This window comes from Paenibacillus glycanilyticus (genome assembly GCF_030161375.1).
In the GTDB taxonomy this organism is placed as follows: domain Bacteria; phylum Bacillota; class Bacilli; order Paenibacillales; family Paenibacillaceae; genus Pristimantibacillus; species Pristimantibacillus glycanilyticus_B.
Genome location: NZ_BSSQ01000014.1, coordinates 461,228 through 485,899, shown reverse-complemented (window position 1 = coordinate 485,899; position 24,672 = coordinate 461,228). Strand labels below are relative to the sequence as shown.

The following is a 24,672-nucleotide window of genomic DNA, read 5'->3' as shown; positions in this document are numbered from 1 at the left end:
ACGCTTTCATATCAGCGGGAATGCTGATATACTGCGTTTGGAGGTGCAGGAATAATGGAGAACAAAACGATCAAATGGGGCATACTTGGCCCTGGTGGGATAGCGTCCCAATTCGCTCGCGATCTGGCGTTTGCCAGCAATGCGGAACTTACTGCCGTTGGCTCGCGTTCGTTAGAGAAGGCAACCGAATTTGCCGGTAAATACGGCGGAAAAAAAGCCTATGGAAGTTATGAGGAATTGGTGAATGATGCCGAGATCGACATTATTTACGTTTCGACGCCTCATCCTACCCATAGGGCGAACGTGCTACAATGTCTGCGCGCAGGCAAAGCGGTATTATGCGAGAAGCCTTTCACCGTTAACGTGAAGGAAGCAGAAGAAATCGTGCAGTACGCAAGAGAAAATCGGATTTTCCTAATGGAAGCCATGTGGACGCGGTTTTTGCCGGTTATTCGCAAAGTCCGCGAATGGATTGAAGAAGGCCGAATTGGAGAACTACGTCTCCTGAAAGCCGACTTTGGTTTCCGTACCGGATTTAATCCTGAAGGACGTTTGTTTAATCCCGAGCTAGCCGGCGGCGCTTTGCTTGACGTAGGCATTTATCCGTTATCTTTGGCTTCGATGTTGTTTGGGGGGCAGCCTAAGCAGGTGCTCAGTACGGCTCATCTGGGCGAGACCGGAATCGATGAGGAGAACAGCATGCTGCTCACGTACGAAGGCGGCCAGACGGCGATGCTGACATCAGCCATCCGGCTGAATTCCGGCAGCGATGCCTACATAGTGGGGACAAAAGGTTCCATTCGTATTCCTTCCTTCTTTAATGCCAAATCTGCAACAATTACTCAGGAGGATGGAACGGAAGAAACCTTCGCAGACAACCGTTCTACGCTTGGTTTTGTATATGAAGCCGAAGCGGCTGGCCAATATCTCCGCGAAGGCAAGCTGGAGAGCGACATTATTCCGCTTGATGAATCTCTTCAGCTAATGCGGACGATGGACGAAATCCGCCGGCAGTGGGGACTTCGTTATCCATTTGAATAAAAGGTTAGACCGGTTCAAATTTGAGCCGGTTTTTTCTTATACAAAAAAAAGTGGCCCGCATCGGGAATGCGGGCCCAAGAGACAAGCTATATCAAATAGGGAGTATGGTTAATTATGTTCTGCTAAGATTAAACAAAGCTGAAAGGAAGGTTAGGAATACATAAAAAAATAAAGACAAATGAAAGTAAAGCTGCGGTATAATGTTCACTATATTGTTGGCTATTTTCCATTATCGTAAGACAGGGGGCTTTTAGAATGGAGAACATTAATTTCTGCTTGGCGTGCGGCGATAAGCTGGAGGTTCGCGAAATAGGCGGAGAAGACCGTAAAGCTTGTCCGAGCTGCAGCTTTGTTCATTGGGGCAACTATAGCGTAGGCGTAGGCGCATGCGTTGTGAAAGACAACAAAATATTGCTCGTCAGGCGCGCGCAGGAGCCGGGCAAAGGGTATTGGACAACGCCTGGCGGTTATATCGAGCAATTCGAGCAGATCAGGGGAACAATTGCCCGCGAGGTATGGGAAGAAACCGGCGTCCGCGCGATCGTTACTAGGATTATCGGACTGCGAGACCGTCCTCATTCGGTTCATGATATTTATATTACTTTCGAAATGGAATACATTGACGGCGTACCTAAACCGGACGGCGTAGAAGTAGACGGCGCGGGCTTCTACAGCCTGGAGGAGATGGAGTCGATGAACGTTGCCGACTTAACCGCCTGGCAGGTCGACCTGGCCTTAAATGGCGGTACCGCTGGCCTCGAAGAAGATAAAACTCCGATTCGCGAAAGCCTCAAGAAATACGGACTATACCGGATCAAGTAAACCAAAACCGGCCGGTATTCTGGGCAGCTGTTTGGACCCTTAACGATGCCCCGCAACGTTTAAGGGTCCAAACAACAGCAGGAAGTAGGAGCTAAACGATGCGCCACATCGTTAAGACTACATATAAACAAACAGGGCTGAACCATTCGTCAATGAGCATGACGATTGGTTCAGCCCTTGTTGTTCTCTTCCCACCCAAACAGATTGTTTGGGTGAAGCGTTTGTGAGTTCGTTAATGTGCGGAAGGAAAGTATCTTCTGGAAGAGCGCAGCGCTTGCTTTTGGGACTCATGAAATTACAACTAAAATTCCAATCAAATTTCATGATCCCAATGGCAACTGGAAGAAGATACTTTCCTGCAGCATGCTATTAACAAACATCACATCTGCTTCGTCTTAAACAATCTGTTTATCGATCCGCCATTATTAATGATCCGCAAAGCATTCGCCAGAAGATCAGCCATCGGCAGCACGATAAACTTGTCCGAATGGTTAGGGTTGATCGCAATCGTGTCGGTAATGACGACTTCTTTAATGAAAGGATGCGACAGCTTCTCCAGCGCATTCTCCGAGAAGAGGCCATGTGTCGCGCAAATATAGGCGTCGTTGGCACCCCGTTTGTGGAGAGCTTCCACGACCTTGATAATGGTGCCGCCTGTATCAATCAGATCTTCAATAATAATCGGCGTTCTGCCTTCGACTTCACCGATGATATGAGTGATTTTGGAAGCATTGTGGGCGGGCCTGTTCTTGATCATAATCGCGAACGGACAATCCATGTAGTTCGCCAGCTTCTCGGCGGTTGTGGCCCGTCCGGCATCCGGCGAAACAACGACGGGATTCGGAATGTTCTTCGCCTTCAAATAATCCGTAATGAGATCAAGGGCGGTAATATGGTCAACCGGAATTTCGAAAAATCCTTGAATCGGATCTGCATGCAGGTCAACCGTGATTAAGCGGTCGGCGCCAACCGTAGTTAACACGTCGGCAACAAGCTTTGCGGAAATCGGTTCGCGCGGAGCGGACTTGCGCTCCTGGCGGGCATAACCGTAATAAGGCATTACGATGTTAATGGTCTTGGCGGAAGCGCGTTTTGCCGCATCGATCATAATCATAAGTTCGACCAAATGCTCGTTGACCGGATGCGACAGCGATTGCACGATATAGACATGCGCCGAGCGAATGGACTCTATGTAACGCAAGCTGATTTCGCCGCTTGCCAGTCTGGAGATTTCAATGTCTCCAAGGGGTACGTCTAGCTGCCGGCACAATTCTTCCGCGAGAGGGCGGTTTGATGAACCGGAAAAGATTTTTACGTTTTTCATCGGCTATTATCTCCTTACGTCCTGATACAGTTAATTCCATTATAGCCTTTCCCAATACAAATTCAAAATTACCATCGAACCAAAATGAACCGGGACCATGTTGTTGTAAAAAAGAAAGCAGCCTTGAAAAGTCTGCTGTAGACCTTTCAAGACCGCTAACCGGTTGATTCCTATCACGCCTCTTCGAGAAGCCTCGTTAGAGGTTTTCTCACTTCTCTACGATTTCTTGAATCGCTTTTTCCAACTTGTCGAGAAGCTGGTCTTTGTCAATCGAACCGCCTTGGTATTCTTGCATCGCAGCGCCCCAGCCTTGCGGTACGCCGTCTGGGTAACGGCCCCAATGCCAGCCGCCCGCTGTTGCCGCTTGCTCGGATACCGCTACGCCCATTTGACCGATTTCATCAGCCGTAGGTTTAATCGAAGTAAGAGCAGGGATGAATTTGAATTCTTTCGTCAGATAAGTTTTGCCTGTGTCGGAAGTAACCATCCACGCCAGGAATTTCTTCGCTTCTTCCGCGTTTTTGGATTTGCTGTTTACGATCCAGAAGTTTGCAGGGCCTGTGTAGATATGAGCGTTGCCGCTGTCGTCAATCGGAATAGGAAGCAGGCCAACGTTCAGCTTCGCTACTTTGTCAACGTCGCCTTGGATCCAGTTACCTTGTTGGATCATAGCGGCTTTGCCGGATGCGAAGTTAGCTACTTGCGTTGCATAGTCAGTAGTCAACTTGTCTTTTTGGCTGTATTTGAACACAACGTCTACATAGTTGATCCATTTCTTGAATACGTCATTGTCCTTGAAGTTTGCGCTGCCGTCTTTCGTACCGTTGATGAAGGCGATTGGGTCCGGCTGTTCGGCAAGACCAACGTTGATCGTGTGATGACCGATCGACCACCATTCGTTTGTTGTCGAGAACGGCGTGATGCCTGCGTCTTGCAGTTTTTTCGCGGCCGCTTCCAGCTCTGTTAACGTCTTAGGAAGAGTAGTGATGCCCGCTTTCTCAAACAAATCTTTGTTATAGAAAATGCCGTAGCCTTCGATGTTCATCGGCATGCCGAGCAGCTTGCCGTCCACTTGCGCGGGACCTGCTGCTGCAGGGATTACGTCTTTCGCCCAAGCTTCGCCGGACAAGTCGGTTGCACGGTCGTAGTAAGCTTCAAGCGCGGCATAACCTTCGGAGTTGAAGATCTCAGGCTCGGAGCCGGAAGCGATTTCAGCTTTCAGCAGGGCATTATAGTCTTCGCCGCCGCCATGCGTTTCCACTTGGACTTTAACGCCGGTTTCTTTCTCATATTCTTCAGCCATCCGGTTGAGCGCATCCGCAATCTCGACCTTGAACTGGAATACCTTAATCGTTACGTCTTTTTTCGGAGCTTCGGTCGCTTCCGTTGTTGCGTTGGCGGATTCGGCAGGTTTGTTTGTAGCCTCGGATCCGGAGTTGCCATTGTTATTGCCGTTGTTGCCGCAGCCGGCAGCCGTCAAAGTCAGGATCGCTGCAGCGAGTAGAATAGAAAGCTTCTTCATTTTGTTAACCTCCCCATTTTTGTCAAAAGGTTGTTCTCTTTACAAGTTTGATTATATGGAAGCTTAAAACCAAGAAACACAGACGTTTTTGTCGTGAAAAGTGCAAAATATTGATTTCAGCCTTTGAGCGATCCCGAAGAGATCCCCTCGATAATATGTTTTTGCAGCAGAAGAAACATGACGATAATCGGCATAATGCCCATCGTTAGTCCAGCAAGCGCGAGATCCCATTGCTTCGTATATTGCCCGAAGAAGCGGGTAATCGCAAGCGGAATGGTCGTCAGATCTTTGTTCGAGCCGATGATTAGAACGGGCAGGAGATAGTCATTCCAGATCCATAAGCCGTTCAGGATAATAACGGTCACGATAATCGGACGAAGCAGCGGGAACACAATCCGCCAGAATACGCCGTAAGGCGAGCACCCGTCTACAACCGCGGCTTCTTCGATCTCAAGCGGAACGCTTTTGATAAAGCCATGGAACAGGAAGACGGACAGCGATAAGCCAAAGCCAAGATAACAGACGACGATCCCGAAGAGGTTAGCGCGGAGCTCCAGGAAGCTTGTTACGCGAACCAGCTGCAACATAACCGATTGGAACGGAATGATCATCGCCGAAATAAACGCCGTAAACAAGATTTTGTTGAATACGGTTGGCCGGCGTACTAGCCGGTAGCCGGTCATGGCGCTGATGATTACAATGCCGGTTACGCTGATTCCGGTAATCAGGACCGAGTTCAGCAAAGCTTTCGGGAATTTAATAATATCCCACACCTTCGAGTAATTCGAGAACAAGTACTTGTCCGGGAGAGAGGCGGCATCCACCATAATCTCGCCGAGCGCTTTGACGGAATTGACGAGTACGAAATAAAAAGGCGCGATGAACAGCAGAGCGAGCAGGATTGCCGCAGCTGCAACGGCCCAAAGCCGGGAACGGGAAGCGGTCATGTTACGCTTCAACCTCCTTCCGTTTGGTCAGCCACACTTGCGTGACGGCAATGATGGATACGGCAAAGAAGAATAACATCGCTTTGGCGGTGCCAAGTCCATACCGGTTGTTAACCAGTGCTTCCGCATAAATGTTATAAGCAAGCGACTGAGTAGAAGTACCCGGACCGCCTTTGGTGAGCGACAGGTTAAGGTCGAACATTTTGAACGCGCCCGAAGTAGTCAGGAACAAACATACGGTAATCGCCGGCATAACGAGCGGCATCACGATTTTGCGAACGGTTTGGAAGTAGGTAGCTCCGTCAATCGTTGCGGCTTCCATTAAATCTTTCGGTACGCCAACAATCGCCGCAATGTAGATGACCATCATGTAGCCGGTGGTTTGCCACACGAATACGATGACGAGTCCCCAGAAGCCGGTCTCCGGCGTGCCGAGCCACGGAAGCTCGAAGAAATGCCAGCCGGTCATTTCGCCAATCGTTTTGAAGCCTTTTGTGAAAATGAACTGCCAGATGTAACCTAGCAGAATGCCGCCGATCATGTTCGGCAGGAAGAAAATCGTGCGGAGCGTATTCCGTCCCCGCATCGCGCGGGTGAGCAATAGCCCTAGAGTAAGAGCCAAAACGTTCGTCACAACGACCGTTACGACGGTAAATTTCAGCGTAAATCTAAACGATGCCCAGAACTTATCGTCCTTCATAAAGATACGGTGGATGTTATCCATGCCGATCCATTTCGCTTTGTCGAGATCAAGGCCGTTCCACTCCGTGAAGGAAAAGTAGAAGCCTAACAGGAACGGGATGAGCACGATGATCGAGAAGACAATCATGCCGGGCCCGACAAATACGAGCTGCTGCATCCATTCGTTTGATCTTTTTCGTAAGTTCAATTTGGAGTCCCCCTTCGTAATGCGGCATTAAGTATCGGTGTATAGCTAGACTATAAACAGTTATTGAAATTTGAACCACCGATAGATATGATGGGTTTGGTGTAATATATTGACCTGGGGGTAAGGTGTCATGTTTGCGTTCACAACGAGCATTAACCGGAAACTGATGGCGTTGTTGCTTGCCGTCACGATCATTCCGATTACCGTATCGATGATTATTTCGAACTATTACATCAAGGACAAGGTGACGCAGCAGTCGATTCACGAGAATCAAAACCTGCTGGCGCTTGGCAAAAACAACATCCTGGGCTATATGGACAAAATCAACGAAAACTCGCTTGATGTCTATATGAATATCAATAAGTCCAACTCTTTGTATGCCTTAATTGAGCGGGGAGAGTCGCCAAATGTAAACGTGCAGATGTTTGACGAGAAAAATAATTTGCAGATTTATTCTCATATGCTGAACATTTATCAGTCTACTAACGGCATTCACCAAATACAGCTGCAGATCGGAGAAGGCAAGCTGACGTATTTGATGGCGCGCGGTTTTTTCCGCAGAGGATTCAACCAACCGCTGGAGTGGCCGGAGGGAAATGGTTCAAGCTCCAAGCCGTTTGTGGAGGCGACGCATACTAGCGCCCATTATAATTTGGATTGGAGCCGCGCCGTCAAAGAGGAAAGCGTTTTCACTTTGCGGCGGCCGATTATCCGGACTCCCAGCGACGAAGTAATCGGTTATTTGTCCATGGATGTCAAATCCGATGATCTGAACCAAATTTGCAAGCAGCTGACCATGTCTTCCGAGGAGCAGCTGTATATCATCGACCGGAATCGAAATTTTATATGCTCGGTTAATGGACAAGGAGACCAATCGGAGCTGAAATGGACGGACCAAGTTCTTGCTTCCCAGCAGGAGAATGGCGTCATGAAATGGAAGGATCAGTCATTTTCAGGCATTGTTATTTATGATACACTCCATACCAATTACATGGATTGGGTGGTCGTGAAGCAGCTTCCGTACTCCTATGTGTACGAGAGCGCAACCGCAATTCGGGCGATCAACACGTCGGTTATAGCTCTGTTTATGGTGCTCGCGGTCATCGCAAGCTTCCTTGTATCGTACCAGTTCACCAAGCCGATCAAGCGGCTTATCGGCCATATCAATCAGGTGCAATCCGGTAATTTCAATGTCGCGGTGCCCGTTGACCGGAAGGACGAAATCGGCATATTGGCAAGGCGTTTCAACACGATGATTCAAACGATCAGGGATCTGATCAACAGTGAATACCGGCTAGAGATTGCCAATAAAACCAATCAGCTGAGGGCGATGCAAGCGCAGATTAATCCGCATTTTTTGTATAATGCGCTGCAATCGATCGGAACGCTTGCCTTGCATGCTGGGGTGCCAAAGGTATACACGCTTATCACTTCCATAGCGAAAATGATGCGGTACAACATGAACACAAGCGAATCGGTCGTGCCTTTCGCCATGGAGCTTAACCACGCCAAAGCGTATCTCGAGCTTCAGCAGCAGCGGTTCAACGAACAGCTAACCGTGCATTACGATATTGACCCGGCATCGCTGCAGGTTCAAGTGCCCAAAATGCTGCTGCAGCCGCTAATCGAAAACTATTTCAAGCATGGATATGAGAATTCGGGACGCAGCGGCATATTGCGATTATTCTCGGAAGTGGCGGACGAAGGGAAATGGCTAATGATCCGAATCGAGGATAACGGCAGCGGGATGGAGCAAGACAAGCTGCGCGAGTTAAGGCAGCTATTGTTCCGTTCAACGGGAGCTTTGCTTGAGGAGCAAAAAAGCATCGGCATCAGCAACGTATGGATGCGGCTGAAGCTTTATTATAACGAGGCAGCGGAGATGAGCATCGATTCGGCGCCTACTCAAGGATTTAGCGTCACGCTGCGAATACCTGTGCAAGAGTTGGAGGAACGAGCATGAACATACTCATTGTAGACGATGAACAACATGTGCGGGAAGCGATTAAGCTGTTGATCGATTGGAAGCAGCTTGGGATCAAACAGATTTTTGAAGCGGATAACGGCGACTCTGCCATCGAGCTGCTTGGGCGTATTGCGCCCGAGATTGTCATAACGGATATGCGGATGCCAAACCGGGATGGCGTCGAGCTGCTAGCTTGGATGAAAGAGAACGGCCGCAAGAGTAAATCGATTGTTATAAGCGGATACGACGATTTCCATCTTGTGCGCAGCTCGATGAAATATGGCGGGCAAGACTATTTGCTGAAGCCCATTGATCCGGAGCAGCTGATGGAAGCTCTGCAAAAGGTGAAGCTGAGCTGGGAACAGGAAGATCACGCGCGAAAGCTGGACCAGCAGCGCAATATGGAGATTAATCAGATCAAGCCCGTTTATCGGGATAAGTTGTTCTCGACGTTAATCAGCGAGACGGCCGTATCCGGGAATGCAAGCGTACCGGCAGACTTGAGGGAAGAGTTTAAGCTGGAACGGGTAACGGCAAGCCAAGTAATCATTCTGAGCACGGAGATGCTTGAGCCGCAAATCTCCCGTAAGTTCAGCGGCAACAGGGATTTGCTGACTTTTTGCCTTATCAATGTAGCTAACGAAATACTAAGGCATAACAATGTCGGGTTCGCCTTCCGTTATTGGAACAGCGAGCATGAGATTATCCTATTGTTATGGGACCGGTTGGCCCAATGGGAGACGATACTGGCGCGGATTACGGATGGGATTGAGCAAACGATCCATGGCCGTTTCCATTACGGCGTAGGTCAAGCGATGCCTTTCCCTGGAGGACTTTCGGCTTCTTATCAGGCAGGACGGATGGCATTAAAACAAAGAAACCTGCTGACCGGCAGCAGCTATATTCATAGCCAGGAAAGCGGACGCAAAGCGGGAGTTCATTCGCTAAGTATTGCAAGTTATGAGGAACGGTTCCGTCTGGCGGTATGGAGCGGGAAAGAAAAGGATCTGGAAGCCGCGGTCGATAGCTTCTTGGAAGCTGCCCGGATGCTGCCGTCGGTCAGCCTGGAGCAGGTGGAGCTGTGGCGCTTCGAATACGAAGCGATGCTAAGCCGGTGGAATCAAGAACTGGCCGTGAAGCAGGTGCGGGATGAACCGCTCGAACCGCCTTCCGGCTTGCCGTTATCGGTGCTGCTCGATGAAGAGGGCAAGCTGTCGCTCGAGTTATGCAGACGCGAGCTAATTAACGGGCTCACTGCATATGCCGCCCTAACAGGCGCCGGTGGCAACAAAGAGCATAGCGTCATGCGCGACATCGCGAAATACATGGAGCAGCATTATAACCGCGAAGTAACGCTGCAGGATATTTCGGAACGTTTCTATTTGAGCAGGGAATATATTTCACGCCGCTTCAAGCAGGAAATGGGCGAGAATGTATTCGACTATCTTGGTCGTATCCGGGTCGAGAAAGCTAAGCTGCTGCTGCAAAATCCGAATCTGAAAATCGCTCAAATCGCCGAAATGGTCGGCTATGACGACGATAAATATTTCAGCAAGGTGTTTAAGAAGTTTGAGGGGCAATCGCCCAACCAGTACAGGAAAATGTGAGCCTATACTGATTAAGAAGGTTTTAAGCTGCAAACTGCGAATACGAATGTTCTTCCGACCGCTGTTGCTCGGGGGTTCCCTTATCAGATTAATTCAATGTTGGAATCCCCGAGAAAAGGCGGACATAAGCTTATACTTTCGAAGTAGCTTTCTTTCAGAAAGCTTTTAATTTCTCCAGAATCATTCGAACTTCTCCGTTTTTGTAAAACCTGTCTTAAAAAGTAGGTTCACAAATGAAAAAAAAACCTCAATCAAAGTCCCCCCCGCCGATCACTTCGCTTGCGTTGCACGAAATGCAGCATATTTAGGCGTATGAGCCCACTAACTAGAGATATCCTGCACAAGATGCAGGATAGAAGTTAAAAAATGCCTATAAGGGTTCTAAACCACCTCATATCCTGTATTCCGTGCAGTATAATTTGCGCATTGGCCTAATTAAAGGGAAATATATTGCACTACGTGCAACATAGCCAAACTAACGTAAGATGGGGAGGCCCCGCCGCGCACCTATTTTTCATGAAATACAGCAGCTCAACAATCAACATTAGAGTTTAACATAGCCAAATAAAAATAACCGGGGATTCCGCAGATTCCTGCTTCGAGGCTTACCGAAAGTTAACCTCGAAGTCGGGTAGCTTTCGCTTGCCCATAAATAACACTCTTTAATTGCTAATGCGAGCCGTCTTCACGGTGAGTGATCACCTTTTGGGACGGCCTCGATTCTATTGCCAATTTCGGATTTTGCCGGGGGCAATCCCGTAGGCGTCTTTAAAGAGATGGTAGAAATGGCTTAAATTATCGAACCCGGCGTCGTAAGCGATATCGACGATGGGCAGCTGCGTGGTGAGCAGCAGGTTTTTGGCATGGCCAAGGCGCAGATGGTTCAAATAAGCCGTTGGCGTCATGCGGAGATATTGCTTGAATACGCGGTTAAGATGGCCGTCGCTCCGGTCCGTTAATTCCCGCAATCTGGGCAGTCCGGCGCTGAAATTTTCTTTGCGCTGCAGCTGCGCAAGCAGATGGTCGAACCATTGCGGCAGCGCTTGCGTGCCGTCATTGCGGAAGTGAAGGAAGAAATGAGTTAAGGCATCGCTCAAGAAGCTGCGGGCCATCGCTCTTGCCTTTTGCTTATCGGTGGAGTTAAATAACTGGATTTGCTCGCTTTTCCTCATGAGAGCCTCCATGTCTGCTTCGGGCAGCAGGATGACGGGCGGAAGCCGCGGGCTCCGTAGCGCTTGGGCAAACGCCGCGTGGCCAATGTAATCGAAAGCGCCTTCTACAACCTCTTTATAGAAGTTGACGTTCAAGAACCGGCAGTCCTCACCTTCCAGCGTATCATAGCTATGAGTATCATCGGGACGGATGAACACCATAGAACCCTCTTTCAGCAATTGGGTATCTCCGTTCACCAGATGCGCGCATTGGCCGGAAATGACGATAAAGATTTCGTAGAAGTCGTGTCCGTGCAGCGGATAGGCATGCCTCACCGAATGCACGATGTGGAAATTGGATTGCACCAGCGGATCAATCAGCGCCGCGGCGTACAGCATGTTAACGGTCATGGAGGCCGCCTTCCTTGTCTTTGTTAGATATAAAATAGTGATGTTAATATAGCACAAAAAAAGCATCTGCATAACAAGACGATATTCTACTTCGAATGCTACGATAGGGCCGAATCATGCCTTCCTCCTTACCTGATATTTAAGGAATGGCATCATTCCAGCACAATCCATACATTTGAAAGCAGGTTGATAAGCATGCGCTCAGTAACGCTAAATGGCAATTGGACAATGAAAAGAACGGATGAAGCGGAGTGGAACAACGCCATTGTTCCGGGCTCCGTATTCCATGATCTAATGACCGCGGGTAAGATGGAAGATCCTTATTACCGCGATAACGAATACGATATTTTGGAGCTGACCAAGTTCGATTACGAATACCGCCGAAGCTTCCTCGTCGACGGGGATCTGCTCTTGATGGACCACGTATTGCTCCGCTGCGAGGGGTTGGATACGCTTTGCGAGGTTTACGTAAACGGACAAGCCGTATTAAATACGGACAATATGCACCGGACCTACGAAGTGGATGTGAAAGGGCTGCTCGCCGCAGGCAGCAATGACATTCACGTCGTTATCCGCTCAGCGACGAACTTTGTGCTTGCGAAGGATAAGGAGCTTTTCCTGACAAGCTGTGCCGACGCCGTACCGGGCATCTCGCATCTGCGCAAGGCGCATAGCATGTTTGGCTGGGATTGGGGTCCGCAGCTGCCGGATATGGGCATTTGGCGGGATATCTCTCTCATCGGCTTCAATATCGGCCGAATCGACGATGTCTACATTACGCAGCAGCATAGCGCCAATAACGTTCAGTTGAATATCGCCGTAGAATTACAACGTTGGGCCTCTGAAGAGCCGCTTGTTCTTCATGCTGTTATCGAGACACCGGATGGAAGGACGCTGGAAGCGTCAGCCGACCAGATCGGAGACACTGCAAGTCTTGAGATTAATGTTCAGGATCCCGAGTTATGGTGGCCGAACAATCTCGGAAGCCAGCCATTATACGGGCTGCGGGTTGAATTGCGGTGCGGAGACCGGATTCTGGACGAACGCTCGCTAAGCATCGGCCTTCGCACGTTGCATGTCGTGCGCCAACCGGATCAGTGGGGCGAGTCGTTTGCGTTTGAAATCAACGGTCATCAGATCTTCGCGATGGGCGCCAATTTCATTCCGGAGGACAACATCTTCGGTCGGCGCAGCAACGAGCGGACGGAGCAGCTGATCCAAAGCTGCGTCGAGGCTAACTACAACTGTATCCGAGTTTGGGGCGGCGGGTACTACGCGGACGATTACTTCTACGAGCTGTGCGACCGGCATGGCCTGATCGTATGGCAGGATCACTTATACGCATGCGGAGCTTACGATTTCAACGACGAGTTCAAAGAAAATATCCGCCTCGAGACGATCGACAATATGAAGCGGCTTCGCCATCACGCCTCGCTTGGTCTCTGGAGCGGAAACAACGAGCTGGAATACGCTTGGGCGTATTGGGGCTGGACGGAGCGCTACGGGGAGAAGCAGCGCGACGATTACCTGAAGCAGTTCGAAGAGTTCCTGCCGGTGTTGTCGCAGTCGCTTGATCCAAACACCTCCTATTTGGTATCTTCGCCGTCCTCCAAGGGCGGGATCGAAGATCCGAATAACGAAGATATCGGCGACATGCATTATTGGGATGTCTGGCACGGGCGGAAGCCGATAACGGAATACCGGACGCTGCATCCGCGTTTTATGTCCGAGTTCGGCTTGCAATCGTTCCCGTCCATTAAGACGGTGGAGACGTTTACGCTTCCCGAAGACCGCAATATTTTCTCGCGGGTCATGGAAGCCCATCAGAAGAACGGCACAGGTAACGAAAAGATCATGTATTACATCAGCGAATATTTCAAATATCCGAGAAACTTCGAGAAGCTGCTGTATGTCTCCCAGCTTATCCAGGCGGAAGGCATGCGGGTTGGCGTGGAGCACTGGAGACGCAACCGAGGCAGATGCATGGGCGCGGTCTACTGGCAGCTTAACGACATCTGGCCGGGGGCGTCCTGGTCCAGTTTGGACTACTTCGGCCGATGGAAAGCAACGCATCACGCCGCCAAGCGTTTCTTTGCGCCGGTGCTTGCATCCGCTCTGGAAGAAGGGACGGCGGTATCGCTTCACGTGACCAACGAAACGCTGCAGGAGGTCAAAGGGCAGCTTCGCTGGAGACTGCTGGACCGTCAATCGGAGATCATGCAATTGGGCGAAACGGAAGTAACGCTTGCTTCTCTCTCTTCCGAAGAGGTCGTCTCACTGGACTTCTCGGAGATACTTACGACCAAGCAGCTGCTGAGCCAAAGCTATCTCGCTTTCGAATTTGTAGCGGGCGGAGAGATAATAAGCGAAGGGACGGCTTTGTTCGTGAAGCCGAAACATTTTGAACTGCTGAATCCCGAAATCCGCGCAGAGGTGGCGGAGGAAGAAGATCGGTTTATCGTTACGCTAGACAGCCAGGCATTTGCGCCGTTTGTTCTGCTGGAGCTGAGCCATGCCGACGCCCGCTGGAGCAACAACGTATTTGCGCTTTCGGCAGACCGTCCGGCCGTAGTTACCGTACAGAAGGACGGCTTGTCCGAGCCGCTTAGCCTATCTGCGTTCCGCGAGCAGCTAGTCGTTACAAGCCTGTACGATACTTTTGAATAAGCTCTTCATGGAAAAGAGGACACACGCCTGGCGATAGCCGTTTGCGTGTGTTCTTTTTCTTCGGGGCAGCCAATCAAATTGACAAACATAGCGATAAAAAACCAATCGTTGTTGCGTAGTTCGAAAGGACGGCGCTGCCGTACAATGAAGCTAGAAAGAGGTGATACGATGTCTGCCATACTTAAATACAAATGGCAATATATCATGATCATGCCGGCCGTCGTGCTGCTTCTGCTGTTCAGCTACGTGCCGATGGCCGGTATACAGGTCGCGTTCAAAGACTTCCATATCGGCTATACGATTTGGAACAGCCCTTGGACCGGCTTCGAAAACTTTGCGTTCCTGCAAGACAGCCAATTCTGGCTGGTGGTGAAGAACACCGTGTACATCGCGTTGCTTAAATTCGTATTCGGTTTTCCGGCACCCATTATACTGGCTTTGATGATTAATGAAGTAAGCCATGGGGGCTACAAACGATTTGTTCAATCGGTCAGTTATCTGCCCCATTTTTTCTCCTGGATTGTAGTCGCTTACATTCTGCAGTCGCTGCTTACTCTCGACAATGGTCTCGTGAATCAGCTGATCGTGTCGCTCGGCGGGGATCCGGTATTCTTCTTAGGCTCGACCGAGTGGTTCAGACCGATGATCGTAGCCAGCGGATTGTGGAAGGAGGTTGGCTGGAACACGATTCTGTATCTGGCCGCGATCACGTCCATCGATCCGCAGCTCTACGAAGCAGCCAAGGTAGAAGGAGCGGGTCGTCTGGCGCAAATTCGGCACATTACGTTCCCGGGTATCCTGCCGACGATTTCCATCGTCCTGATTCTTAGCATGCCAAGTCTCATAGCGGTCGGCATGGACCAGATTTATCCGCTGATGAATCCTGCTAACCAGCCTGTTGCGGATGTTCTGGATACTTATATTCTCCGAAGCGGTTTGCAGCAAGGCTATTTCGGCAGCGCCACGGCAGTAGGATTGTTGTCTTCGGTTATTAGTCTGCTGCTGGTTCTCAGCACGAACCAGATATCCAGAAGAATCAACGGAGAGGGGCTCTGGTAACCGATGAAACGTTCAACCGGCGAAAAGTTCGGACAGGCGGTTATTACCGTGCTCCTGCTGCTACTCTGCCTGACGGTCCTCTATCCTTTCGTTTACATGCTGGCGATTTCCCTGAACACGGGAAGCGATGCCGCCAAGGGTGGCGTATATTTGTGGCCGAGGCAATTCACGTTGTCCAACTTCCATATCGTGCTTGGCAACAAGGTTATTCAGCACTCTTACCTGATTACGATTCTGCGTACAATCATTGGGACAGTAAGCGGTCTTCTGGTAACACTGCTTGCCGCCTTCGCCTTGTCCTACAGGCAGATGCCGGCGAGAAGGGTGCTGCTGACGATCGTCCTGATCACGATGCTGTTCAGCGGAGGTCTCATTCCGTTCTATATCCAGCTGTTTAATCTGTCGCTCATCAATACGTTCTGGGTATACATTCTGCCAAGCGCTTTTTCGGCCTGGAACATGTTCGTCATGCTGAAGTTTATCCAAGGCATGCCGGAAGCGTTGATTGAATCGGCGGAGATGGACGGTGCCAAGCCGCCAAGAGTCTTGTTCTCGATTATCATTCCGTTATCCAAGCCGATGCTCGCGGCCCTTGGTCTCTTCACGGGCGTTATGCACTGGAATGATTGGTTCGCAGGCGCCTTCTTCGTCTCGGACCAGAATCTGATTCCGGTTCAAACGTTTCTGCAGCAGCTGCTCTCCGCCCAGGATATCTCGGTGGTGATGGGCTCTAATAATAGCGTGGAGGCACTTGCGCGCGGCAGCCAAAACCTCGCCCAGGTGACGCTGATGTCCGTCAAGATGGCAACTGTTATGGTAAGCGCCATTCCGATTCTGTGCGTGTATCCGTTCCTTCAAAGATTTTTTGTCAAAGGCGTACTTATTGGTTCGGTCAAAGGTTAAGACTCGGGTATTAGGATTCACCACATATACCAAATAGCCAGACAGAGAGGGGAAAAAACATGAAAAGTCGCGCATTTTACGCGAAATCGACCACGGCCGGCGCGCTTGCCGCGCTTATGCTGGCCTTAACCGCTTGCTCGGGCGGAGGCGGCAACTCGGCGAACTTGCCATCGCAGGATCCGGAACAGACCGGGCAGACGGCCGATGGAGGCAAGCAGCAAGCAGGAAAGTTCAGTCTGTGGCTTGGATGGACGACTACCGTCAACAACGACAGCATGGTGCAAAAATATTGGAGAGAGAACGAACCGTTTGTCGATGTGCAGATAGAATCCACGCAGGGCGATGCCTCAACCGCGCTTAACCTGAAGCTGAATACCGGCGGCTTCGACGATGCGGCAATCTTTGGGCGGAGCGACGTTATCAATTCGTCCATGATCCGTTCCGGCACGATCCAACCGCTCGAGCAGTACTTTGACATGCCGGACAAATATCCGGGACTCGCTTCGGTTCCGAAGCAATATTTGGACGCGATGAAGGATAAGGACGGACATATCTGGTCCATACCGACGTGGTATGACCAGAACCCGGAAGATCCATGGCCGGGCTGGGCATCGCTTGGCTGGTTCGTGCGAGAGGACGTCCTGGAGAAAGCAGGCATGAAGAAAGAGGATTTGGCTACGATTGAAGGCGTTGAGCAATATTTGAAGGCAGCAAGCCAGCAGACGGACGCCTCCGGCAACAAGCTTATCCCGCTTGGTTTCCTGTCGGATGCTAATGACGAGAACGTGATCCTGAACACGTTTGGCGTATCGACCAGCGGCGGTGGCGTCGTTCCGGTGGAGAAGAAGGGCGACGACTACGAGTTCATCTATGATAATCCGCAATACAAAGAAGCTTACAAATGGATGAACAAGATGTACAACGAAGGACTAATCGACAAAGAAGCGATTACGGACAAAAAAGAACGCTACAAGGAAAAGAACCAGTCCGGTCGCATGGCGATGAACGTTGGCGGATTCTTCAACATGGATGCTCATCTGTGGGAAGTGCTGAACGGACCAACCGCACCGGCTTGGTATTATCAGACTGTTCCGTATCCTAAAGTTGCTGGCGTAGACAAAGTCGGCATTAACTCCATCATCAATCCGAATCCGGGCGATGACGTGTATATTAGCAAAAATACAAAAAATCTCGACGCCATACTCAAATTTTTCGATTATACCCTTACGCCTAAGCCGGAAATGCAGCAAGTCGTCAATGAAGGACCTGCGGGCACGTTCTGGGATTGGGTCGATAAGCCGCTCGGCAAATGGCATTATATCGACGAGAACTACACGGCGCTTCATGATTCCGGCGATGCGGCGAAGAAAGCAAGCACAACGCCTGAGCTTTACGCGACGTCCTCGTACAGCAACGAATGGTACCCATGGTGGAATTACGAAGCTACCGATTCTGTAGCGGGACGCCAGAAGACTATCGATTTCACTAACGCGATCAGCAAAATGGGAGCCATTCGGGTCGCGGAAAAGTATGACTTGGTCAAATCCGAACCGGGCAGCCTGTGGGAGAAATATTCGCCCGAGCTGGAAAACGTGAGGAAAGAATACAAAGCGAAGCTGATGATGGCCAAGGATGACAAAGCCTTCGAAGCGGCATGGACTGAATTCCAGTCGGCGCTTGAGAAACGCGCGCATTGGAGCGAACTGAAGGATGAATGGCATCAGCTGCTGGCTAAGCAATTCCCGGGAGCATAAAAAACATATATACGGCGCAACTCAAGCCGTGAGAGAAGGGAAGCCGGAGATGCCGGCTTCCCTTCCGTCGGCTGCGGCTGGGCGTTTATCAGGAAAGGAGCGGGTCAACTTGCGTATCCCTCTCTCTCGATGGATCATCCGATTTACCCGCGGCATGAGTCTCCGCGGCAAAATTTTGTCCTTATACGTACTCATCCTGCTGTTGCCAACACTGCTGCTCGGAAGCGGTTCCGCGTTTCTGGTCGCCCGGGGCTTTCACAACAGCTATTTGTCCGCCGTGGACGAGACAGTCCTGCAGACGGCTCAGATTACCGATTTCAGCAAACGAAATTACGATCTGCTGGCCGTTCGAACGGCGACAGACGGCGAACTGATAGCCCGGCTCTCCAGACATTACGACGATATGGCCGAAGTGGTGGATACGGTCAATTACGCGGACCGTACCTTCCTGCTTACGGGCAAATATTTGCCGGGCATCTTGGATTTCCGCATTTATCATACGAATGACACGCTAGTGCAGGACGGTCAGCTGTTATGGCGCCCGGAATCGAGAATCATTGCGGGCCAAACGGAAAGCACTTGGTATCGGGATACCATGGCGGCATCGGAGCCGCTCAAATGGAGCAACGTGCCGGGCAGCCCGGACCGTGTCGTTATCACGCACAAGATTGTAGACAGGACGGGAACTCCGCTCGGTCTTGTATATATCTTGCTGGATTATGACGCTGTATTCGGAGAGCGGGTCGACCGTCCCTTTAACGATAAGGGAAGCCTGTTCATCGTGGATAACGACCGGAGCATCCTGGCATCGACCGACCGGGAGCAGATCGGGAAGAAGCTTGCGATAAGCGAGTGGCAAGTGGAACTCGCGGAGGACAATATCAACGATTCGGCCCATTGGCTGGATCTAACGAATAGCAAAGAGCTGCTCCTTGTCAAGCCGCTGTCTTCCGGGTGGAGCGTTGTATCCTCTACCGCGATGAGGCAGCTCAGCACGCAGGACCGTAGGATTCTGCTTCTAATTGCCGGAATTACGATCTTCTTCCTGCTGCTCTCCATATCGCTGATGATGACCGTCGTGCAAAATATCGTTCGGCGGATCCGCAAGCTTGGCAACCGAATGGGCGATCTGTCGCGAGGGGAATTCGAAGCGGCTATCCGGTACAGCGAGCAGGACGAACTAGGCGACCTGGAAAATAGGTTTAACCTGATGTCCGAACGTCTAGGCAAACTCGTCGAAGACATTACGCAAGCCGGTTTGCAGGAGAAGGAGCAGGCTTTCAGGGCTTTGCAGGCGCAGATTAATCCCCATTTTATCTATAATTCGCTGGGACTGCTCCGCTGGCGAGCCATGGATGCCAAGGATCAGGAGCAAATTCAGATTATCGACGCGCTAACGACCTTCTACCGGCTGACGCTGAACAATCAGATTAGCGTTATCCGAATCAGGGATGAGGTAGAGCATGTGAAGGCTTACCTGGAAATCTGCCAATTCCGCTATCCGGGCAAAGTCCGGCTTGAATGGGATATCGACGAATCTGCGCTTGATTTGTATACGATCAAGACGGTGCTGCAGCCGGTTGTGGAGAACTGCTATCAGCATGGGGCAATAGTCCGCAAGCCGGACGCCTTCATCCGTATCTCCATAGAGAGAAGGGACGACCGGGTCGTTATGTCGGTGTTCGACAACGGACAGGGCATTTCCGGGGATACGATCAGGCAACTGGCCAATGGCGTATATGAGGGGAAAGGCAACGGCTTTGGCTCTACCAATATTAAGGAGCGGCTCGCAATTTATTTTGGCGAAGATGCCCGTTATACAATCGAAAGCGCTTTGGGGGCATGGACGCTGGTTACGATTGATTTTCCGGCCTGCCAGGCCCAGCCAGCCATTAAGAAGGGGCGATAAAGATGCTGAACGTACTTATTGTGGATGATGAAATATCGCATGTGCAGGGACTCGTCCGATATATCGAATGGGAAGAGCTTGGCTATGCGGTCCCTCGGACGGCAGAATCGGGAGAAGAAGCGATAGAGATTCTTCTAGACTCGGAATTTGACGTGTTGATCTCGGATGTTTCCATGCCCGGCATGACGGGGATCGAGCTTGCTGCGGAAGCCAAGCGGCTGCATCCCCATATTCAGATTTTGATGATTAGCGGCTACAACGAATTCGAATTCGTCCAGGATGCGATCCATGTCGGCGCGCAGGCTTATGTGCTGAAGCCGCTCAAGATTGAAGAGGTAACTTCGCGGCTACAAAGCTTCCGGAGTGCCATTGAGATGCGGAAGGAAGTCGTGGAGCAGACCCGGGAGCTTGAGAAGAAAGTGTCGGACAGCGTCAAGCTTATCAAGGAGAGATTCGTAGACGACCTGATTGCCGAATCCCTTCCCGTCGATGAGCTTCTTGCATCGTGGGACGGACTGCTGACGCTGCCTGAGCTGGATCCCGGATACCAGATTATCGTGCTTGGCCTGGATCGTAATCCCTCTTCGGTGCAGGAGGCGAAGCAGCGAATGCTGCTCGGAAGCAGCTTTAAGAAAACGGTGGAGATTGCTTTCTCCCAAGACGATTCCATCTGGCTTGCGCAAGCTTCGTTTGACGAATTTGTCGCGCTTCACGTCAACCCGGCTCCGGCAGCCCGCGCCAAGGCAGAGAAGCAATATCGATTCATACAATCCATCATGAGGGAGCAATACGGGGCAAGCGTGACGATTGGCTGCAGCAGAGAAGGCTCCGCATGGGAAGATGCGCCGCTATTATACCGGGAAATACGGTTCAGCATGACCAAGGCGAGGCTGCTTGCCGACGGGCAGATCGTACGCGGGAACGAATTAGAGCCGGGCGAATTCGCGGCCTACCGGATGCATGACGAATTTATTCCGGGCTTGCTTAAGCGGCTGGATTCCGGAGACGCGGAGCAGGTCGCTGAATACATGAACAAGATCAAGGATGCGCTGCTCTCGACCGGCAATGCTTCTTTCTCTTATGCGCAAGCCTTCGCCATGAGCTTCCTTGGAGAGCTGATCCGCCATTTGAAGTGGAAGAACGAGCCCGATAGCGAAGGGAACATACTGCTCTGGCGGCAAATGCTCGATTGCGGCAGCGCCTTTCAGCTAGCGGAGCTGCTGGCCGGTTACGTGCAGCGGTACATGGATACAGAGCAGAAGGCGCAGCTGAATCAGCAGCATAACCTGATCCGGCGAGTATCCCTGTTCATCGAGGAGCGGCTTCACGAGCATTGGACGGTGAAGCAATTGGCGGAGCATTTCAACTTGAACGCCAGCTATCTTAGCGTGCTGTTCAAGCGGGAAATGGGCCGGACGATCTCGGAGTTTGTTCAGGATACCCGAATTGAGCGGGCCAGGAAGCTGCTGCAGGACCCCAGTATTAAAGTTTACGAGGTCGCCGAACAGGTAGGCATTCAGACAACCGCGTATTTTACTTACCTGTTCAAGAAGCTGGTAGGCGTCACTCCGCAGGAATACCGGGATTACGGCTATTCACCGGATCCGGATAACTGATTCCCGAGGGAGGTTTGCCGGCTTCGTTAAGCCAAGCCAAGACGCTCATATTGCTCCGGCGGCGCATCGCTTGCCTTCATAAGCGATACGAGCAGCTTCTTCATCCGGTTCTCGGCGTCTTCGTCATCCAGCGGCTGCAACTGCCCCGGATCACTAACCGTGTCATAGAGCAGCGTCCCCATCCGATGGGCGGGAACAAAGCTGTCCGCTTTGATCTTGAGCGTGCTTACGCCTTTCGTAAACGGGAAGGGCTTGGCCAATTCCATGCCGCGCAGCTCTTCTACGGAGAATAACGAAGCCATGTGCGTAGGCATCAAGGTGTAGTTGTATAAAGGCGAATTGTCCGGATGCACGGGTGCGCGCATATATACGTATTGCCCGTCGGTGCAGTTAACGTGAGCGCCGTGTATGCCAAACAGCACGGCTTCGCGACTGCGTCCTCCATCGGCGTCCGCCTTAAGCGCCTCCGTTAGCGGAATGCCGATCATATCCGGCGTAGCCGGAACGCCAAACAGCTCGAGCAGCGTTGGGGCAAGATCAATCATCTGCGTTAATTGACCGCATCTTGAGCCGCGGTCGCCGGAACGCGGATCCCATAGAAATAACGGCGTGCGGGCGATTTCGTTGTAGAAGGGCATCATGCTTTTGCCCCACCAGTCATGCTCGCCGAGGAGCAGGCCATGATCCGTCGTGACGATCAGCATCGTATCCTTCCACAGATCATATTCGTCCATCGCGTCCAGCACCTTGCCAAGCGATGCGTCGCACATGCTGAGCAGCGAGGAATATTCGAAGCGGCAATGCTCGATTTCCTGTCTAGTTTCCCGTACCTTAGCATAATTAGGCCAGTCGAAGGGCTTGCCGTTATATTCATGGGGATACAGATCCCGGTAAGCCTGCGGCGCAAAAAAAGGCTCATGCGGATCAAAGGCTTCAATCTGAAGCAGCCAACGGTCTTCACTCCGGTTGGTCCGCATAAATTCCAGCCCCTTCTCGAAGGTCTGCGACTGCGAATGGTCGGCCTCCGTGCTCATAGATTGCCGGTTAATCCAATCCTGCCGGAACAGCCATCCGCGATACCCTTCGTATTGATGAACATGCTCCGGAATTTCGGGATTGGCGACATGGCCTTTCCATGGATCGCCTTCCTGCCCCCGCACGTTGTCCCAGGTCGTGTATTGGGTATGGTAGGTGGCACCGCCTGCTTCCCAGTAATGGTAGTGGTCGCTGACCAAATGCGAATAAACCCCATGTTGCCGAAGCAATGCGGGCAACGAATCGTCGAAAGGCTCCAGCGGCCCCCAGCTTCGGTGCAGGAAGTTATGGCGGCCGGTGAGCAAATCTCTTCTTGCCGGCATGCATGGCATGCTGCCTACCCAGTTGTTGTCGAAGGTTACGCTTCTGTCCGCAAGCCTGCTAAAGTTTGGCGCGTGAACATCCTTCCCCCCGTAGGGAGGCAACATATGGCGGTTCAATGAATCGAACATGACGATTATGGCTTTCATTCGGGTTCTCCTTTGCCTGAATTGAGTTGATTTAATTATACCGTCTTCCATCGGAGAGGCCATTGGCATAGCGATTGGATTTTTGTCGTTTTGATTGCCTACTTGACGGAATCACTGTGCAACCGCAACAAAAAGGAGCTGGCCATGACGATAATGGCAGCTCCTTTTTGTTGCGGAAACAGTTAGTTGAGCATATTTTTTGTAGCTTCATACATGCTGTGGGCGTATTTGTCGATATCATCGCGAGACATGCGGAGACGGTCGACGGACGTGCCGTAGCCGACTTCCGGCTTGTCTTCCCGGAGACCTTCAAAGATGCCGTCCGCGAAGGCGTCAAGAGGTTCGCCATGGACATGGAGACCTGTTCCGCCAAGATCGGTATTTACCGCTGGTGGCGCGACTTCAATGACTTCTACGGATGTTGCCGACAGCTGGAGTCTCAGGCTCATCGTGAAGGAATGAAGCGCCGCTTTCGTAGCCGAATAGATCGGCGCAATCGCGAATGGAGTGAAGGCTAGTCCGGATGTGACGTTGATAATAGCCGCGTATTCTTTCTCCGCGAATACAGGGGCGAATAGCATAGACAGATGGAAAGGCGCTTCAATGTTCGTCGTAATTTCTTTGTTGAAGGAGGGCCAGTCGGTTTTTACGTCGGCTTTCAATACGTTGAAGCGCTGCTGAATTCCGGCGTTGTTCACGAGTACGTTCGTATCCGGATAATTTGCGGTTACCCATTCGAACAAGGCGATCCGTTCGGATTCAATTCCCAAATCGCTCACGCGCGTAATCAGACCGGGTAGTTTGTCTTGTGCTTCTTGCAGCACCTTCTCGCGTCGTCCCGTAACGATCACGGTGTTGCCCTCGCGTACAAAACGTTCGGCAAAAGCTAGTCCGATTCCGGAGCCTCCGCCTGTAATAAGAATCGTATTTCCTGTCATTTTCATGTTAGTGCCTCCTGAATTTTGTTTGTGTATCGCGTTATTTTCTCTTCAATGCCATCTAATGAGTGGTGCATGAGCGCAATTTCATCAAGTACCGCTTGCTTGTGCTTAAGCATCATATCAAGGCGTTTCTCGATGGTGCTATCGCCTTCAACGATCCAATTGATATATTGCTGGATGTCGGAGATGGGCATATTCGTGTTTTTCAAACACATGACCGTTCTAAGCAATGCCATTTGATGCTCCGAGTATAGCCGTCTGCCTGCTTCGTCGCGTTCGATTAACGTCACCAAGCCTTTTTTCTCGTAAAATCGCAAAGTGGATTCGGGTACATTTAATTGCGCAGCTGCTTCTCCAATCGAATAGTAGTTCATCCTAGAGTCCTCCAGATTATTGTCGACGGGAATATCATACGACTTAAACCTTAGTTTAAGTCAAGCGGGTATAGGCTAAAAAATTTTTAGTTCAATTGAATTGGGAACAAAGTCCAGTTTTTAGAAATCTCTCCTTATTTATGATTCATGGCCCGTTTAATCGAGTATGATTTGAAAAGAGGATTAGACGGCTTTCATGGGGAAAGCTCTGCGAGGAGGGATTAGAGACGGATACGATATGGCGAATCCGTAGCAGGATCAGAG

General features: G+C 50.9%; 18 protein-coding genes and 1 pseudogene. 11 read left to right on the top strand and 8 right to left on the bottom strand.

Features of this window, described 5'->3' with window-relative positions:
* The first annotated feature begins 54 nt into the window (after positions 1–54).
* Together QQK89_RS18765 and QQK89_RS18760 are read left to right on the top strand one after the other, a co-directional pair.
* Positions 55–1,041, top strand: a complete 987-nt coding sequence (locus QQK89_RS18765; protein ID WP_284240170.1) for a Gfo/Idh/MocA family protein — start codon at positions 55–57, stop codon at positions 1,039–1,041.
* Between the two features lie 255 nt (positions 1,042–1,296).
* Positions 1,297–1,863, top strand: a complete 567-nt coding sequence (locus QQK89_RS18760; RefSeq protein ID WP_284240169.1) for an NUDIX hydrolase — start codon at positions 1,297–1,299, stop codon at positions 1,861–1,863.
* A gap of 379 nt (positions 1,864–2,242) precedes the next feature.
* Here QQK89_RS18760 and QQK89_RS18755 read toward each other — a convergent pair whose 3' ends face one another.
* The 4 genes from QQK89_RS18755 to QQK89_RS18740 form a co-directional block, all read right to left on the bottom strand.
* Positions 2,243–3,187 carry a ribose-phosphate diphosphokinase gene (locus tag QQK89_RS18755; RefSeq protein ID WP_284240168.1) on the bottom strand — a complete coding sequence of 315 codons (945 nt, stop codon included), beginning with the start codon at positions 3,185–3,187 and terminating at the stop codon, positions 2,243–2,245.
* 208 nt (positions 3,188–3,395) lie between these two features.
* The gene (locus tag QQK89_RS18750; protein ID WP_284240167.1) at positions 3,396–4,709 is read right to left on the bottom strand and encodes an ABC transporter substrate-binding protein; all 1,314 of its coding nucleotides are present in this window, start codon (positions 4,707–4,709) and stop codon (positions 3,396–3,398) included.
* A 116-nt stretch (positions 4,710–4,825) separates the two neighbouring features.
* Positions 4,826–5,656 (bottom strand): carbohydrate ABC transporter permease, encoded by an 831-nt coding sequence (locus tag QQK89_RS18745; RefSeq protein ID WP_284240166.1) that lies wholly within the window; start codon positions 5,654–5,656, stop codon positions 4,826–4,828.
* Between the two features lies 1 nt (position 5,657).
* Positions 5,658–6,515, bottom strand: a complete 858-nt coding sequence (locus QQK89_RS18740; RefSeq protein WP_434481720.1) for a carbohydrate ABC transporter permease — start codon at positions 6,513–6,515, stop codon at positions 5,658–5,660.
* Positions 6,516–6,675: 160 nt separating this feature from the next.
* Here QQK89_RS18740 and QQK89_RS18735 point away from each other — a divergent pair, with 160 nt between their 5' ends.
* From QQK89_RS18735 to QQK89_RS29730, 3 genes and pseudogenes are all read left to right on the top strand, one after another.
* Positions 6,676–8,508 (top strand): cache domain-containing sensor histidine kinase, encoded by a 1,833-nt coding sequence (locus tag QQK89_RS18735; RefSeq protein WP_284240164.1) that lies wholly within the window; start codon positions 6,676–6,678, stop codon positions 8,506–8,508.
* Complete coding sequence (locus QQK89_RS18730; protein ID WP_284240163.1) at positions 8,505–10,118, top strand: response regulator; 1,614 nt, start codon at positions 8,505–8,507, stop codon at positions 10,116–10,118. Before QQK89_RS18735 ends, QQK89_RS18730 begins: the two co-directional genes overlap by 4 nt.
* A 566-nt stretch (positions 10,119–10,684) precedes the next feature.
* Positions 10,685–10,753 (top strand): annotated as a pseudogene (locus QQK89_RS29730) (transposase); the annotation flags it as partial.
* Positions 10,754–10,840: 87 nt separating this feature from the next.
* Here QQK89_RS29730 and QQK89_RS18725 read toward each other — a convergent pair.
* On the bottom strand, positions 10,841–11,680 hold the full coding sequence (locus QQK89_RS18725; RefSeq protein WP_284240162.1) for an AraC family transcriptional regulator: 840 nt from the start codon (positions 11,678–11,680) through the stop codon (positions 10,841–10,843).
* Between the two features lie 195 nt (positions 11,681–11,875).
* On the opposite strand from QQK89_RS18725, the gene QQK89_RS18720 reads away from it, so the two are divergent.
* The 6 genes from QQK89_RS18720 to QQK89_RS18695 all read left to right on the top strand — a co-directional run bounded on the left by QQK89_RS18720 (position 11,876) and on the right by QQK89_RS18695 (position 21,588).
* Positions 11,876–14,347, top strand: coding sequence for a beta-mannosidase (locus QQK89_RS18720; protein WP_284240161.1), 2,472 nt, complete (start codon positions 11,876–11,878; stop codon positions 14,345–14,347).
* A gap of 168 nt (positions 14,348–14,515) precedes the next feature.
* Complete coding sequence (locus QQK89_RS18715; RefSeq protein ID WP_284240160.1) at positions 14,516–15,406, top strand: ABC transporter permease; 891 nt, start codon at positions 14,516–14,518, stop codon at positions 15,404–15,406.
* Positions 15,407–15,409: 3 nt separating this feature from the next.
* On the top strand, positions 15,410–16,309 hold the full coding sequence (locus QQK89_RS18710) for a carbohydrate ABC transporter permease (RefSeq protein ID WP_284240159.1): 900 nt from the start codon (positions 15,410–15,412) through the stop codon (positions 16,307–16,309).
* 59 nt (positions 16,310–16,368) lie between these two features.
* Positions 16,369–18,063 (top strand): hypothetical protein, encoded by a 1,695-nt coding sequence (locus QQK89_RS18705; RefSeq protein WP_284240158.1) that lies wholly within the window; start codon positions 16,369–16,371, stop codon positions 18,061–18,063.
* Entirely contained in the window at positions 18,020–19,972 is a 1,953-nt protein-coding gene (locus tag QQK89_RS18700; protein ID WP_284240157.1) for a cache domain-containing sensor histidine kinase, read from the top strand. Before QQK89_RS18705 ends, QQK89_RS18700 begins: the two co-directional genes overlap by 44 nt.
* Before the next feature lie 2 nt (positions 19,973–19,974).
* Positions 19,975–21,588, top strand: coding sequence for a response regulator transcription factor (locus QQK89_RS18695; RefSeq protein ID WP_284240156.1), 1,614 nt, complete (start codon positions 19,975–19,977; stop codon positions 21,586–21,588).
* A 26-nt stretch (positions 21,589–21,614) separates the two neighbouring features.
* Here QQK89_RS18695 and QQK89_RS18690 read toward each other — a convergent pair whose 3' ends face one another.
* The 3 genes from QQK89_RS18690 to QQK89_RS18680 all read right to left on the bottom strand — a co-directional run bounded on the left by QQK89_RS18690 (position 21,615) and on the right by QQK89_RS18680 (position 24,408).
* A complete protein-coding gene (locus tag QQK89_RS18690; RefSeq protein ID WP_284240155.1) occupies positions 21,615–23,093 on the bottom strand; it encodes a sulfatase in 1,479 nt (492 codons plus the stop codon).
* 182 nt (positions 23,094–23,275) lie between these two features.
* Positions 23,276–24,037 (bottom strand): SDR family oxidoreductase, encoded by a 762-nt coding sequence (locus QQK89_RS18685; RefSeq protein ID WP_284240154.1) that lies wholly within the window; start codon positions 24,035–24,037, stop codon positions 23,276–23,278.
* Entirely contained in the window at positions 24,034–24,408 is a 375-nt protein-coding gene (locus tag QQK89_RS18680; RefSeq protein WP_284240153.1) for a MerR family transcriptional regulator, read from the bottom strand. The genes QQK89_RS18685 and QQK89_RS18680 overlap by 4 nt, the downstream gene beginning before the upstream one ends.
* Between the last annotated feature and the right edge of the window lie 264 nt (positions 24,409–24,672).

Excerpts from the sequence above, each read along its gene's own strand:
- QQK89_RS18765 (WP_284240170.1), top strand. The coding sequence starts at position 55 with ATGGAGAACAAAACGATCAAATGGGGCATACTTGGCCCTGGTGGGATA.
- QQK89_RS18760 (WP_284240169.1), top strand. The coding sequence starts at position 1,297 with ATGGAGAACATTAATTTCTGCTTGGCGTGCGGCGATAAGCTGGAGGTT.
- QQK89_RS18755 (WP_284240168.1), bottom strand. The coding sequence starts at position 3,187 with ATGAAAAACGTAAAAATCTTTTCCGGTTCATCAAACCGCCCTCTCGCG.
- QQK89_RS18750 (WP_284240167.1), bottom strand. The coding sequence starts at position 4,709 with ATGAAGAAGCTTTCTATTCTACTCGCTGCAGCGATCCTGACTTTGACG.
- QQK89_RS18745 (WP_284240166.1), bottom strand. The coding sequence starts at position 5,656 with ATGACCGCTTCCCGTTCCCGGCTTTGGGCCGTTGCAGCTGCGGCAATC.
- QQK89_RS18740 (WP_434481720.1), bottom strand. The coding sequence starts at position 6,515 with ATGCAGCAGCTCGTATTTGTCGGGCCCGGCATGATTGTCTTCTCGATC.
- QQK89_RS18735 (WP_284240164.1), top strand. The coding sequence starts at position 6,676 with ATGTTTGCGTTCACAACGAGCATTAACCGGAAACTGATGGCGTTGTTG.
- QQK89_RS18730 (WP_284240163.1), top strand. The coding sequence starts at position 8,505 with ATGAACATACTCATTGTAGACGATGAACAACATGTGCGGGAAGCGATT.
- QQK89_RS18725 (WP_284240162.1), bottom strand. The coding sequence starts at position 11,680 with ATGACCGTTAACATGCTGTACGCCGCGGCGCTGATTGATCCGCTGGTG.
- QQK89_RS18720 (WP_284240161.1), top strand. The coding sequence starts at position 11,876 with ATGCGCTCAGTAACGCTAAATGGCAATTGGACAATGAAAAGAACGGAT.
- QQK89_RS18715 (WP_284240160.1), top strand. The coding sequence starts at position 14,516 with ATGTCTGCCATACTTAAATACAAATGGCAATATATCATGATCATGCCG.
- QQK89_RS18710 (WP_284240159.1), top strand. The coding sequence starts at position 15,410 with ATGAAACGTTCAACCGGCGAAAAGTTCGGACAGGCGGTTATTACCGTG.
- QQK89_RS18705 (WP_284240158.1), top strand. The coding sequence starts at position 16,369 with ATGAAAAGTCGCGCATTTTACGCGAAATCGACCACGGCCGGCGCGCTT.
- QQK89_RS18700 (WP_284240157.1), top strand. The coding sequence starts at position 18,020 with ATGAATGGCATCAGCTGCTGGCTAAGCAATTCCCGGGAGCATAAAAAA.
- QQK89_RS18695 (WP_284240156.1), top strand. The coding sequence starts at position 19,975 with ATGCTGAACGTACTTATTGTGGATGATGAAATATCGCATGTGCAGGGA.
- QQK89_RS18690 (WP_284240155.1), bottom strand. The coding sequence starts at position 23,093 with ATGAAAGCCATAATCGTCATGTTCGATTCATTGAACCGCCATATGTTG.
- QQK89_RS18685 (WP_284240154.1), bottom strand. The coding sequence starts at position 24,037 with ATGAAAATGACAGGAAATACGATTCTTATTACAGGCGGAGGCTCCGGA.
- QQK89_RS18680 (WP_284240153.1), bottom strand. The coding sequence starts at position 24,408 with ATGAACTACTATTCGATTGGAGAAGCAGCTGCGCAATTAAATGTACCC.